11 protein-coding genes are annotated in these 13,615 nt (G+C 61.5%); 3 read left to right on the top strand and 8 right to left on the bottom strand.

Annotation, left to right across the window (positions count from 1 at the left end; translation table 11 throughout):
* Positions 1–100 precede the first annotated feature (100 nt).
* From BFQ01_RS19600 to BFQ01_RS19590, 3 genes are read left to right on the top strand one after another with little or no spacing between them, the layout of a single operon-like run.
* Positions 101–1,225, top strand: a complete 1,125-nt coding sequence (locus BFQ01_RS19600; RefSeq protein WP_065926536.1) for a GNAT family N-acetyltransferase — start codon at positions 101–103, stop codon at positions 1,223–1,225.
* Complete coding sequence (locus tag BFQ01_RS19595; RefSeq protein ID WP_065926535.1) at positions 1,225–2,994, top strand: HAMP domain-containing sensor histidine kinase; 1,770 nt, start codon at positions 1,225–1,227, stop codon at positions 2,992–2,994. The genes BFQ01_RS19600 and BFQ01_RS19595 overlap by 1 nt, the downstream gene beginning before the upstream one ends.
* Positions 2,984–4,381, top strand: coding sequence for a sigma-54-dependent transcriptional regulator (locus BFQ01_RS19590; RefSeq protein WP_065926534.1), 1,398 nt, complete (start codon positions 2,984–2,986; stop codon positions 4,379–4,381). The genes BFQ01_RS19595 and BFQ01_RS19590 overlap by 11 nt, the downstream gene beginning before the upstream one ends.
* Positions 4,382–4,599: 218 nt before the next feature.
* Here BFQ01_RS19590 and BFQ01_RS19585 read toward each other — a convergent pair whose 3' ends face one another.
* From BFQ01_RS19585 to glpD, 8 genes are all read right to left on the bottom strand, one after another.
* Positions 4,600–4,938: a GlpM family protein gene (locus BFQ01_RS19585; protein WP_065926533.1), complete on the bottom strand. Its 339-nt coding sequence runs from the start codon at positions 4,936–4,938 to the stop codon at positions 4,600–4,602.
* Complete coding sequence (locus BFQ01_RS19580; protein WP_065926532.1) at positions 4,938–6,275, bottom strand: sigma-54-dependent transcriptional regulator; 1,338 nt, start codon at positions 6,273–6,275, stop codon at positions 4,938–4,940. The genes BFQ01_RS19585 and BFQ01_RS19580 overlap by 1 nt, the downstream gene beginning before the upstream one ends.
* Positions 6,272–8,173: a sensor histidine kinase gene (locus BFQ01_RS19575; RefSeq protein ID WP_065926531.1), complete on the bottom strand. Its 1,902-nt coding sequence runs from the start codon at positions 8,171–8,173 to the stop codon at positions 6,272–6,274. The genes BFQ01_RS19580 and BFQ01_RS19575 overlap by 4 nt, the downstream gene beginning before the upstream one ends.
* 158 nt (positions 8,174–8,331) lie before the next feature.
* Positions 8,332–9,066, bottom strand: a complete 735-nt coding sequence (locus BFQ01_RS19570) for an amino acid ABC transporter ATP-binding protein (protein WP_065926530.1) — start codon at positions 9,064–9,066, stop codon at positions 8,332–8,334.
* Complete coding sequence (locus BFQ01_RS19565) at positions 9,063–9,734, bottom strand: amino acid ABC transporter permease (protein WP_027604601.1); 672 nt, start codon at positions 9,732–9,734, stop codon at positions 9,063–9,065. Before BFQ01_RS19565 ends, BFQ01_RS19570 begins: the two co-directional genes overlap by 4 nt.
* The gene (locus tag BFQ01_RS19560; protein WP_024073702.1) at positions 9,734–10,480 is read right to left on the bottom strand and encodes an amino acid ABC transporter permease; all 747 of its coding nucleotides are present in this window, start codon (positions 10,478–10,480) and stop codon (positions 9,734–9,736) included. Before BFQ01_RS19560 ends, BFQ01_RS19565 begins: the two co-directional genes overlap by 1 nt.
* 194 nt (positions 10,481–10,674) lie before the next feature.
* Positions 10,675–11,601, bottom strand: a complete 927-nt coding sequence (locus BFQ01_RS19555) for a glutamate/aspartate ABC transporter substrate-binding protein (protein ID WP_027604600.1) — start codon at positions 11,599–11,601, stop codon at positions 10,675–10,677.
* A gap of 312 nt (positions 11,602–11,913) precedes the next feature.
* A complete protein-coding gene (glpD, locus tag BFQ01_RS19550; protein WP_027604599.1) occupies positions 11,914–13,452 on the bottom strand; it encodes a glycerol-3-phosphate dehydrogenase in 1,539 nt (512 codons plus the stop codon).
* Positions 13,453–13,615 lie beyond the last annotated feature (163 nt).

Below are 13,615 nucleotides of genomic sequence, written 5' to 3'. Positions count from 1 at the left end.
TGGGTTTGGGGCGGCTTCGCCGCCCGGCGCGGGGCAAGCCCGCTCACCACAATGAGCCGCTCGCCACAACAAGCTCGCCAGCCATAACAAGGGAAACGATGTGATCACCACCCAAGCCTTCCCGACCATCCGGGCCCTCCAGCGTAGCGCCTGGAACGACTGTTTTCCCGGTGCCCTGGAAGACTGGGACTATTACGTCGCCGTGGAAAACGCCGCCATCGATGACTTCCAATGGCGCTACCTGGCGGTTTACGACAATGGAACGCTGGTGGCCGTGGCCGCCGCCTTCATCACCCATTATCGCCTCGACACCACGGTGTCGGGCGCCGGCAAGCGTTTGGCCGAACGTGTGGAGCGGCTGTGGCCGGGTGTTTTGCAATTGGGCCTGTATGCCATTGGCTCCCCGGTAGCCGAGCGTTGCGACGCCGGGGTGGCCAGTGGCGTGCCCGAGTCGCGTCGCCCGTTGTTGCTCAAACACTTGCTGGAAGCCGCGCGCCAGGATGCCGATGATTTCGGTATCGGCCTGCTGGCGGTCAAGGATGCACCCAGCCAGGATCCCCATTGGCTCGACAGTTGCCGGGTGGCGGGTTTTCAAAGCATGCCGGGCTTGCCCACCGGGGTGTTGCCGCTGCCGTACGGCTCGGTGGACGCCTACCTCGGCTCGCTGGGCAAATCCACCCGCAAGGACTTGCGCCGCAAGCTGCGTGCACCGGGACCACGGGTGGAATGGCGCGGCAATATCGACGACGTGCTGCCCGAGGTCATGGGCCTGTACGAAGCCACGCTGAAGCGGGCCGAGTTGCAGTTCGAACACCTGCCTGCCGGCTATTTCACCGGCGTGCTGGAACGCCTTGGCGATCGCGCCGTCTGTGTTCTTTACTGGGTCGACGAGCAGTTGGTGGCGTTCAACCTGCTGCTGCTGGACGAGCACCGGTTGGTGGACAAGTTTTTCGCCCATGACGTTGCGTTCAGCCGTGACTACAACCTGTACTTCCGCAGCTGGCTGACCAACGTCGACTACTGTATTCAACACAATATTGCGGTGTATGAGTGCGGCCAGGCCGGGTATGCCAGTAAGCTGCGCCTGGGCTGCGAGTTCCAGGGCAACAGTGTGTTTTTCCGCCACCGCAACCGGCTGGTCAACGGCCTGCTCACGCTTGTAAAACTGTTTATTCGACCGGATCGTTCCGACCCTGCCATGGCTGCTGCGATAAGCGAAACCTGATGATCACCAAGACCCGCCAGAAAGCCCGCCCCTTTGCCATTTCGCGCTGGAGCGTCCAGCGCAAGCTGGTGCTGGCGTTCTGGCTGGTCAGCGTGATTCCCACCATGATCGCGGCGGAGCTGGCGGCGACCACGCTGTCGCAGATTTTCGACAGCAACGTGCGTATCTGGCTGCAGGAATCGACCAAGATCGTCAAGGACGAGATCGGCGACATCCTTCACGACAACGCGCGCATGGCCAAGCTGTTCCTGCGCTACACCAGCCCGCCCTCGAGCCGGCAGGCGGCCAAGCATGACCGGCTGACCGCGGACATCGCCGATGCCACCGACATCGACGTGGTGGCGCTGATCCGCACCAGCGATCAAAAGGTGGTGTTCAGCACCGCCTCCGATGACATCGTCAAACAGATCAGCCTGACCAGCAACGCGGTGCTGCAGACCGTGCAAGTGGCGGGGGTGAGTACCGGGATTGTGGTCTCGACCTTCGAAACCAGCCAGGACGGCGTCGACTACCGCCTGTTGGTGGCGACCTACCTGGACAGCAGCTTTCTCACCAGCGTGGCCGATGTGCATTCCCTCGACCTGCGCCTGTACCTGGCCAACCCCGAGGGGTTCTCGGAGATATTTTCGACCCAGCGCTTCGTGGATCACCCGGCGCGTATCCCGAAAAGTGTCGAGACCGCGATGCGCAGTACCAAGCAGCCCAGCGAGCAGTTCACCAACAGCTACAGCGGGTTGTACTGGCCGATTTTCAACGACGCCGGTGACCTCCAAGGCGTGATTTTCAGCGGACTGTTGCGCCATACCAGCCTGGTGGGGCTGGTGAACCAGAGCAACCTGTTCGTGCTGATTTTCCTGCTCAGTTCGGCATTGTCCCTCGCGGCCGGGGTGCTGGTGTCACGGCGCCTGACCAAGCCGTTGCGGGACTTGTCCGAAGGCGTGAGCGCGGTGATCTCAGGCAACTACGCGCACCGCGTGCTGGTCAGCGGCGGCGATGAACTGGCGCAATTGAGCAGCACCTTCAACCATATGACCGAGCGCCTGGGCGAGTTGCACCACCTCGAAGCCCAACTGCGCCGGCGCGATCGCCTGCATGCCCTGGGCGAAGTCGCCATGGGCCTGGCCCACGAGATCCGTAACCCGTTGGGCATCATCAAGACGGCCACCCAGTTGTTGCACCGCCGCGTTGATCTGCCGGACGCCGACAAGCGCCACCTGGAATATGTGATCAGCGAAGTCAGCCGCATCAACGACTTGATCACCGAGTTCCTCGATTTTGCCAAACCCAACCCACCGTTGCGCGTGCTGCAGCCGGCCCGTCCATTGGTGGAGGAGATCCTGGGCTTCTGTGCGCCGGAACTGGCCAGCCATAACATCGACGCGCAGATCGACGACCAGGCGCCGGGGGCGACGATCTACGCCGACGCCAAGCAACTCAAGCAGGCCTGCCTCAACCTGATTCTCAACGCCATCGATGCCATGCCTGAAGGCGGGCGCCTGACCCTGGGGATTCGCAGCGAGGGCCACAACACCGTCATCACCATCGCCGACACCGGCCAGGGCATCGCGCCGGAGATGATCGAGCGCATCTTTACGCCATTCGTCACCACCAAGGCCTCTGGCACGGGCCTGGGCCTGGCCAAAGTCTATTCGATCATGGAAAGTCACGACGGCAGCATCGAATGCGCCAGCGAAAACGATGCCGGCGCCACCTTCAGCCTGTACATTCCAGCGACAGGCGAAGACGACGAGGACAGTCATGACGCATAACATTCTGGTAGTCGACGACGAACCCAAGCTCTGCGACCTGCTGGCGTCGGCCCTGGGCCAGAACAGCGTGCAGGTGTTCATTGCGGGCAACGGCCTGCATGCGCTCAAGGTGCTGGAACAGGAAGACATCGACCTGGTGATCAGTGACTGGCGCATGCCGGGCATGGACGGGCCGGCCTTGTTGGCCGAGATCAAGGTGCGTTATCCCCACGTGCCGGTGATCGTGATGACCGCCTACAGCACGGTGAAAAACGCCGTGCAGTCGATGCGCAACGGTGCCTACGACTACATTGCCAAACCGTTCGATATCGACGAGCTGGACATCACCGTGGCCAAGGCCCTGCAGTTTCGCGACATCATGCGCGACAACGCGCGCCTGCGCGCCGAGCTGGATGAGCAGGCGCAGTTCGACAGCCTGGTGGGCGACAGCCCGGCGTTTCGCAAAGTGCTGCAGGCGGTGGATTCGGTGCGCGACAGCAGCACCACCATCCTGCTGACCGGCGAAAGCGGCACCGGCAAGGAAATGGTCGCCCGCGCCATCCACAAGCACGGCAGCCGTGCCGACAAGCCGTTTGTGGCGGTCAACTGCGCGGCGATCCCCGAAGGGCTGCTGGAAAGCGAAATGTTCGGCCATCGCAAGGGCGCGTTTACTGGCGCCGTGTCTGACCGGGTCGGGCGCTTCCAGCAGGCCGACAAGGGCACGCTGTTTCTCGATGAAGTGGGCGATATGCCCCTGGCATTGCAGGCCAAGATCCTGCGCGCCTTGCAGGAGCGGGTGATCGAGCCTGTGGGCGACCCCCGCGAGCGCAAGGTGGATGTGCGGGTGATCGCCGCCACCAACAAGAACCTGCTGGAGGCGGTGGCCAACAAGGAGTTTCGCGAAGACTTGTATTACCGCCTCAATGTGTTCCCGATCCCGCTGCCGGCCCTGCGTGAACGCGTGGAAGACATCGCGCCCCTGGCCCGTCACTTTGCCCGGACCCTCAGCGCCACTGCCGGCAAGCGTATTACCGGCTTCAGCCCTGAAGCGTTGCAGGCCATGGCCGCGTATCACTGGCCGGGCAATATCCGTGAGCTGCAAAACTGTGTGGAGCGCGCGACCATCGTGGCCGCCACGCCTGTGATCGAAGACATTGATTTGCCGGGCTATCTGTTTGCTTCCAAACCCAGCGAAGGCGGCGTGACCGCGATCCTCAGCGACGGGCCGGGGATTCCCCAGGACCTGGACGCGGCGCTGGCGGAGGTGGAGAAGGCCTATATCCTCGCGGCGTTGCAGGAGAGCAATGGCGTGCAGGCTGCGGCGGCGGCGAAGATCGGGATTTCCGAGAGGAGCTTTTGGTATCGCCTGAAGAAACTGGGCATCCAGGTCGACAAAATAGTCCGCTGATTAAAATGTGGGAGGGGGCTTGCCCTAATGTCAGTCAGTTAAGCGTACATCGCCTCCTGTAGGAGCGAGCTTGCTCGCGAAAAACGTCAACGATAACGCGTGCTTCCTGAATGAACGCGGCGCCTGTGAGTTTTTCGCGAGCAAGCTCGCTCCTACAAAAAGCCTTAAATGACTGGCATTAGGGCAAGCCCCCTCCCACATTTTTTGACCGAGTCGGGTCAGGTATGGAAGCGTACCCAGATACTCACCAGGATCGTCGCTGCCATCAGCCACGCTACCGCTGCGACGGCTAAAGAGGCCTCCAGCCGCATGCGGTCCACCATCACATACAACGTCGCCAAATACACAAAGTAGGGAATGATCGACCACATCCCGAACAGGATGGTGGTCTTCAAATCGTCCAGCGAACGGCCCTTGCCGACGATGTAATGGGCGATCAACGCAAAGGTCGGAAACAGCGGCACCAGCCCGGCGATGTAGTAGTTCCTGGTCTTGGCCAGCGCCGCCAGGATCAGCACCACCGCCGCGCCCAGGGCGGCTTTCAAAAAAAGATCCATCAGTGGCTCAACCCGTATTTCTTGACCTTGTCGAACAAGGTGGTCTTGGCCATGCCCAGTTCCTGGCTGGCCTGGGTCAGGTTGCCGCCGCTGCGTTGCAGGGCATCGCTGAGCAGGTTGCGTTCAAAGGCTTCCACCGCTTCGGTGAACGCCAGGCCTTGGCTGCCGCTGCTGGCCCCGCTTTTCTTGAAGGCGGGCAGGCCGAGGGCGAAGCGTTCGGCGACGTTGCGCAGTTCGCGTACGTTACCGGGCCAGTCGTGGCTCATCAGGCTGGAGAGGGTCTGGTTGTCCAGTTCCGGCGCGGTGCGGTCAAAACGCAGCGACGACTGCTGCAGGAAGTGTTCGAACAGCTGCAGGATGTCTTCGCGGCGTTCGCGCAGGGGCGGCAGTTCCAGGGTCACCACGTTGAGGCGGTAGTACAGGTCGCTGCGGAACTGGCTGGCGCGGCTCAGTTCGTCGAGGTCGGACTTGGTGGCGGCGATCACCCGGCAATCCACGGCCACGCTCTGGTTCGAGCCCAGGCGTTCCAGGGTGCGCTCCTGCAGCACTCGCAGCAATTTGATCTGCAGGTTGATCGGCATGCTTTCCACTTCATCGAGGAACAGCGTGCCTTCATGGGCGTGTTCGATCTTGCCGATACGGCGCTTGCCGGCGCCGGTAAAGGCGTTGGCTTCGTGGCCGAAAATCTCGCTTTCGAACAGGTTCTCCGGCAGGCCGCCGCAGTTGAGGGCGACGAACTGGTGGGCATGCCGGCGGCTGAAATCATGCAGGCAACGCGCGACCAGCTCCTTGCCGGTACCGGTCTCGCCTTCGATCAGCACGTTGGCCGAGGTGTCGGCGACGTTGGCGATCAGCTCGCGCAGGTTCTGCATGGCCGGCGAGCGACCGATGATGCGGCCTTCCAGCGAATCCCGCTCAGCCAACTGACGGCGCAGCGACCAGACTTCCCGCGCCAGCCCGCGTTGTTCCAGGGCGCGGCGGGCGACGTCGACCAGGCGCTCGGGGGAGAAGGGTTTCTCCATGAAGTCGTAGGCGCCATTGCGCATGGCGCCGACCGCCATGGAGATGTCGCCATGCCCGGTGATCAGCACCACCGGCAGGCTTTTATCCAGGGCCTTGAGACGGGTGAGCAGTTCCAGGCCGTCAATGCCCGGCAGGCGAATGTCGCTGATCACAATGCCGGCGAAGTTCTCGCCGATACGTTTCAATGCCTCCTCGGCACTGCCCACGCCCACGCTTGGGATATCTTCCAGCGCCAGCGCCTGTTGGCAGCCGAGCAGCACATGGGGGTCGTCTTCGACGATCAGCACGGTGAGGTCTTGAGGATCAATATTCATGTCGACTCAGCTTGTTGAGCGCCCACCAGCGGCAGGCTCAGGACAAAGGCAGTGCCACCGCCGGCCGGGTGCTCCACGGCGAGGGTGCCGCCGGTGGCTGCCGCGAGGCTGGCGGAGAGGGTCAGGCCCAGGCCCAGGCCTTGCTCGCCGGGTTTGGTGGTGAAGAAGGGTTCGAACAGATGCTTGCGCGCCTCGGCGTCGATGCCGTGGCCGTTGTCGCGCACCAGCAGGCGGTATTTGCCCTCGGCGGCGCTGCCTTCCAGCCACAACTCGGGAGCCGGTTGTGCCTGCATGGCGTCGAGGGCGTTGCCGATCAGGTTGACCAGGATCTGTTCCAGGCGGGTCTGGTCGATCTGCAATTGGGCCGGGGCAAAGTCGCGGTGCAGGCTCAGCGGCAGGCTGTCCAGGCGTGGGCCCAGGACCTGGAACGCGGCGTCCACCGCCTTGGCCAGGCTGGCTTCGCCCTGGTCATCGCCGCGTCGGGCAAAGGAGCGCAGGCTGGCGGTGATACGGCCCATGCGGTCGATCAGTTCGTTGATGGTCTTGAGGTTGGCGCTGGCGGTGTCCAGCGCGCCGCGTTCGAGGAAGCGCACGGTGTTGCCGGACAAGGTGCGCAGCGCGGCCAACGGCTGGTTCAGTTCATGGGCGATGCTGGTGGACATCTGGCCGATGGCCGCCAGCTTGCCGGCCTGTACCAGTTCATCCTGGGCGCGGCGCAGGGTTTCTTCGGCCTGGCGCCGTTCGCGGATCTGGCCCTTGAGCCGCTCGTTGCTGGCGCGCAGGTCGGCGGTGCGTTCGGCGATCCGCCGTTCCAGCTGGCTGTTGGCTTCCTGCAAGGCTTCCCGCGCCGCGAGGCGGGTGGCGATGACTTTGCGCCGCTCGTTCCAGGCAATCAGCAAAAACGCGACGAGGCCAAACGCGACAGCCACCAGGATGCCCTGGTTGATCGCCGCGCGACGCAGGTCGTTGAGCGGGGTGAGCAGGGTGAAATTCCACGGTGTGTCATTGAGTGGGCGGGTTTGCGCCAGGTAGCTGACTTCGTGCTCGTCGTTGACCACTTCAGTGTTGGCCGGGAAAGTCAGCTTCTCGCTGCGTTCATTCAAGCGCTCACGGGCCAGGGGTTCCAGTTCGTTGAGCGTGGCCCAGTAATATTGCAGGCTGTGGGCCAGGCGATCCTTGGTCTCGTCGCTCAGCGGTCGCACCGCCTTGAGGCGTCGAGCCGGGTCGCTGGAGAGAATGATGATGCCGTTCTCGTCGCTCACAAAGGCTTCGAGGCGCGCGCGTTGCCAGCGCTCTTCCAGGGCTTCGAGGCGCACTTTGACCACCGCCACGCCGATGATCTTGCCGTGTTCCTCCAGGCCATGGGCCAGGTAGTAGCCGGGTTCGCCGTTGGTGCTGCCGATGCCGTAGAAACGCCCGGGCTGGCCGCGCACGGCATTCTGGAAATAGGCGCGAAAGGACAGGTCTTCACCCTGGTAACTGTCGGCATCGCGCCAGTTACTGGTGGCCAGCACACGGCCGGTGGTGTCCATCACGTAGATGGCCCGACTGCGACTGCGTCGGTTCAGGCCTTCGAGGTAGTCGTTGACCGTTTTGCGGGTTTCCTGGTTCGGCTCGGCCAGCAGCTTGGAGACGCTCGACTCCAGCTCCAGCAGGCTGGGCAGGTAGGTGTATTTGCTGATTTCACTTTCGACGGTGCGGGCATGCAGCTCCAGCTGGCGTTCGCCGTTGTCGCTGAGGGTGCGGATGCCGTAGTACTCACTGATCCAGAAGCCGATATAACCCAGGCCGATCATCAGGGCGATGATCAACGGCGGCAGGAACAGTTGGCGAATCAGACGAGGTTTCACGGCAAGTGATGGCGGTGCGGCGCGATAGAGGTTGGGGTCGCATTTCATCACAGATGCCTTGGGTCAGCTACCGCCCTCCGGCCAACTGTAGGAGCGAGCTTGCTCGCGAAAAACGTCAACGATGACGCGTGCATCCTGGATGTCCGCGGTGCTCTTGGGTTCTTCGCGAGCAAGCTCGCTCCTACAGGGTGGGAGTGAGGCTGTTTTTAGTGCTGCAGGATTTTCTCAAGGAAGTGCTGCGCGCGCTCGGAGCGGGCGCTGATGTCGCCGAAGAACTCTTCCTTCGGGCAGTCTTCGATGATCTTGCCGGCGTCCATGAAGATCACGCGGTCGGCTACTTTGCGGGCAAAGCCCATTTCGTGGGTGACGCACATCATGGTCATGCCTTCCTGGGCCAGTTGCACCATCACGTCCAGTACTTCGTTGACCATTTCCGGGTCGAGGGCCGAGGTCGGTTCGTCGAACAGCATGACGATCGGGTCCATGGCCAGGGCGCGGGCAATCGCCACACGTTGCTGCTGGCCACCGGAAAGCTGGCCCGGGTGCTTGTGGGCGTGCGCCGACAGGCCGACGCGCTCAAGCAGTTGCAGGCCTTTCTTGGTGGCTTCTTCCTTGCTGCGGCCGAGCACCTTGATCTGTGCGATGGTCAGGTTTTCGGTGATGGTCAGGTGCGGGAACAGCTCGAAGTGCTGGAACACCATGCCCACGCGCGAACGCAGTTTCGGCAGGTTGGTCTTCGGGTCGGCGATGGAGGTGCCGTCGACGATCACGTCACCTTTCTGGAACGGTTCCAGCGCGTTGACGCACTTGATCAGGGTGGACTTGCCCGAGCCCGATGGCCCGCACACCACGATCACTTCGCCTTTTTTAACCTCGGTGCTGCAATCGGTCAGCACCTGGAAGTCGCCATACCACTTGTTGATGTTCTTGATAGAGATCATACGGCAAACCTTTTTTGCAGACGCTTGACCAGCAGCGAGGCGGAAAAGCTGATGATGAAGTAGACGACACCGGCGAAGATCAGGAACTCATTGGAGCGCCCGATGATGTCGCCGTTGGAGCGGGCGGAGTTGAGGAAGTCCACCAGGCCCACGGTGTAGACCAGCGAGGTGTCCTGGAACAGGATGATCGACTGTTGCAGCAGCAACGGGGTCATCTTGCGGAACGCCTGGGGCAGGATGATCAGGCGCATGGTCTGGCCATAGGTCATGCCCATCGCTTGTGCCGCCGCCATCTGGCCCTTGGGGATCGACTGCACGCCGGCCCGCACGATCTCACAGAAGTACGCCGCTTCGAACATCATGAACGCCACGACGCAGGAGGTGAACGCACCGATCGGCGTGTCTTCGCCGGTGATCCAGCGCAACACGAACGGCACCGCCAGATAGAACCAGGTGATCACCAGCAGCAGCGGGATCGAGCGGAAGTAGTTCACATAGGCGCCGGCCACCCGGGACAGCAGTTTGCTGGACGACAGGCGCATCAGTGCCAGGATCGTACCCAGCGCGATACCGCCGATCACGCCCATGACCATCAGCTTCAAGGTCATGACCATGCCGTTCCACAGGCCCGGGATGGCGGGGATGATGCCGCTGAAATCGAGTTCCATTATTTACCCCCCACGGAGATCAGGCCGGGCACTGCGACTTTCTTCTCGACCACGCGCATCAGCAGCATCAGGCTCATGTTCAGGGTGAAGTAGATCAGCGTGGCCAGGGTGAAGGCTTCAAACAGGTTGGCCGAGAACTCGGCGGTCTGTTTGGTTTGCGCCAGCAGTTCCATCAGGCCGATCAAGGACGCCACGGAGGAGTTCTTGAAGACGTTGAGGAATTCCGAGGTAAGCGGCGGAATGATGATCCGGTAGGCCTGGGGCAGCAGCACGTTCCAGTAGATCTGCGGCAACTTGAAGCCCATGGCACGTGCAGCGGCCTCTTGGCCCCGTGGCAGCGCCTGGATACCGGTACGCACTTGCTCGCACACGCGGGCAGCGGTGAACAGGCCCAGGCACACGACAACGCTCAGGTAGGCCGAGGTGGTCGGGTTGAGGTCCTGCTTGTACCAGTCCTGCAGGTTCTGCGGCAGCAGGTCGGGTATCAGGAAGTACCAGATGAACAGCTGCACCAGCAGCGGCACGTTACGAAACAGTTCCACGTAGCAGGTCGCGATGCCCGATACGAGGCGGTTTGGCACAGTGCGCATGACCCCCAGAATGGAGCCCAGCAGCAAGGCGATAATCCATGCCACGACAGCGATGGCGATGGTCCAGCCCAGGCCGGCGATGTACCAGTCGAGATAAGTCTCGCTGCCCACGCCGGTGGACTTGAAGAACACGCCCCAGTCCCAGTTGTAATTCATTAGGGTCTCCCCTCGAGATCGATCGATGTACAAGCACCCGCTTGGGGAAAGTCCATTCCCGCCTGGCGATGAACGCCAGGCACACGCGATCGGCTCGAAAACCGCCCGGTCGAGTGTTCCAAAGTATAGCCAGCAGGTAGTAACAGACGCCTGAGGGAGGGTTGGCTCCCTCAGGCGATAAGGTTAGTCAGGAATCAGATTTTTACTTCAGGCGCCGGCTTGTCGGTCGGGTTCTTGATCAGTTCCTTAACCTTGTCGCTCATTGGGAAGTTCAGGTTCAGGTTTTTTGGTGGGATCGGGCTTTCGAACCACTTGGCGTAGATCTTGTTGATTTCGCCGGACTTGTACAGGCCAACGATGGCGTCATCCACCGCTTTCTTGAAGGCAGGATCTTCTTTGCGAACCATGCACGCGTAGGCTTCGAAGGACTGTGGAGTACCGGTGATGACCCAGTCATCCGGCTTCTTGGCCTTGGCTTCTTCACCGGCCAGCAGGGCGTCGTCCATCATGAAGGCTACGGCACGGCCGCTTTCCAGCATCTGGAAGGACTCGCCATGGTCTTTGGCGGAGATGACGTTCATGCCCATCTGCTTGTCAGCGTTCATCGCCTTGATGATGCGCTCGGACGTGGTGCCGGCGGTGGTCACGACGTTCTTGCCTTTCAGGTCGGCGAAGTCGGCGTAGCTAGGCTTGCCTTCCTTGTCTTTCTTGACCAGCAGGCGAGTGCCGATTTCGAAGATGTTGGTGGTGAAGGCGACTTGCTGGGCGCGTTCGGCGTTGTTGGTGGTGGAACCGCACTCGATGTCGACGGTGCCGTTCTGAACCAGCGGAATACGGGTCTGCGAGGTGACCAGGTTGTACTTGGCCTGCAGATCGGGTTTGTTCAGGTCTTTTTTCAGGGCTTCGACGATGGCCAGCTGAATGTCGTGGGAGTAGCCCACAGGTTTGCCCGAACCATCCGCAATGTAGGAAAACGGAATGGAACTGTCGCGGTGCCCGAGGGTGATGGTGCCGGAGTCGTTGATTTTCTTCAGTGTGCCGGTGAGTTCGGCGGCAAAGACTGGAGTGCTGATCAGAGCAGCAGCGATAGCTGCGCCCAGGATATGGGGAACGATGCGCATCAATACTTCCTCGACATTTGTTTTTTTTATGAAGCCGGCTAGACGGCTCTCTTGTACAGCGAATGCCCGTGACGGCTCCTGAAGCGTCCCAGGCAATCGTCTGGGAGTGTAGAGCATGAGTCGTGCCAGACCGAAAATAAAAGCTTAACAAGTTGATTTATATGATGATTAATTTTGTATGACGACAAATATGTAACCGTTTGATCCGGTAAACCGAATAGGCTTGCCTGTGGCGTTCGGAAAACCGAATGCCAGGCGGTATAAAAAAGCCCCTGGGCCTTACGGCGCAGGGGCTTTTGTGCGATGGGCCTGTCAGGCCGCTTCGATCTTGCTGCGGGTCTGCTCAACCTTGGACAGGTAGCGTTGCACGTTATCCTGTTCCTGTGGGGTGGTGAACAGGCCGAGTTTGGTCCGGCGCCATAGCACGTCCTGGGGCTGGGTTACCCATTCCTCGGCACACAGGTAATCGACCTCGCGGGTGTAGAGGCCGCCGCCCAAATGTTCACCCAGGTCAGCCAGCGACTGCACGCCTTCGAGCAGGCGCCAGGTGCGGCTGCCATAGGTGGTGGACCAGCGGCGCGCGATCTCGCTCGGCAACCAGTCGAACTTGCTGCCAATGGCCTCGGCCAGGGCTTCTGGGGTGGTCATGTCCTCGCCGCCGGGCAGGCTGGCGGTGGCGGTCCAGCTGGGACGCATCTGCGTGAAGTACGGGGCCAGTTGCGCCATTGCCGATTCGGCGAGCTTGCGGTAGGTGGTCAGCTTGCCGCCGAACACCGACAGGATCGGCGCCTCGCCCGTACCACCGGACAGCGACAGGGTGTAGTCACGGGTGATGGCCGACGGGTTGTCCGACTCGTCGTTGCACAGTGGGCGCACACCCGAGTAGGTGTGGACGATGTCGTCGCGGCTCAGCTGTTTCTTGAAGTGCGCGTTGACCACCTTGAGCATGTAGTCGGTTTCACCTTCGGTGATCGCCACTTTCGCCGGGTCGCCGGTGTATTCGCGGTCGGTGGTGCCGATGATGGTCAGGTGGTTCAGGTACGGAATGGTGAAGACGATGCGCTGGTCTTCGTTCTGCAGGATGTGCGCGTGGGCGCCTTCATACAGCTTCGGCACGATCAGGTGGCTGCCCTGAATCAGGCGGATACCGTAGGGCGAGTCCAGCTTCAGGTCGTCCTTGATGAACTTGGCGACCCACGGGCCGGCGGCGTTCACCAGGGCGCGGGCACGGATCGAGAACAGGCTGCCATCGGCGCGTTCCATGTTCATGTCCCACATGCCATTGCTGCGATGGGCACTGATGCAGCGGGTCTGGGTATGGATGTGCGCACCCTTTTCACGGGCCGCCATGGCGTTGAGGACGACCAGGCGGGCGTCGTCGACCCAGCAGTCGGAGTATTCGAAGCCTTTGGTGATTTCGCTTTTCAGCGGGCTGTCAGGGCCGAACTTGAGGCTCTTGGAGCCGGCGAGTTTCTCGCGCTTGCCCAGGTGGTCATAGAGGAACAGGCCGGCACGGATCATCCACGCCGGGCGCAGGTGGGGGCGGTGTGGCAGGACGAAGCGCATCTGTTTGACGATGTGCGGGGCCTTGGCCAGCAGCACTTCACGTTCAGCCAGGGCTTCGCGTACCAGGCGGAATTCGTAATGTTCGAGGTAGCGCAGGCCGCCGTGGATCAGTTTGCTGCTGGCGGAGGAGGTGTGGCTGGCCAGGTCGTCCTTTTCGCAAAGGAATACCGACAAACCGCGACCGGCTGCGTCTGCTGCAATGCCGACGCCGTTGATCCCGCCACCGATTACGGCAACGTCATAGACTTCGGCAAGCGGTGGAGCAGGCAAGGTAGAAGGGTTCATCGACTGGCCTCGGGAGCTTTTTCGTATTGGAATTCGAACATTAATGTTCATTTGCGAAAATGGTAGCTGATAAACGTGGGCACAGCCAGCCGACTTCGATTGAAAAAACTCATCGAAGGGCGGGAAAAGGAAAATTTGTGAACATAAGCCTGGGCAAGGCCCG

It is taken from the genome of Pseudomonas sp. 8 R 14 (assembly GCF_900005955.1).
In the GTDB taxonomy this organism is placed as follows: Bacteria; Pseudomonadota; Gammaproteobacteria; order Pseudomonadales; family Pseudomonadaceae; genus Aquipseudomonas; species Aquipseudomonas marginalis.
Note: the sequence above shows the minus strand (reverse complement) of the source record. Positions and strands in the feature narration are given on the sequence as shown.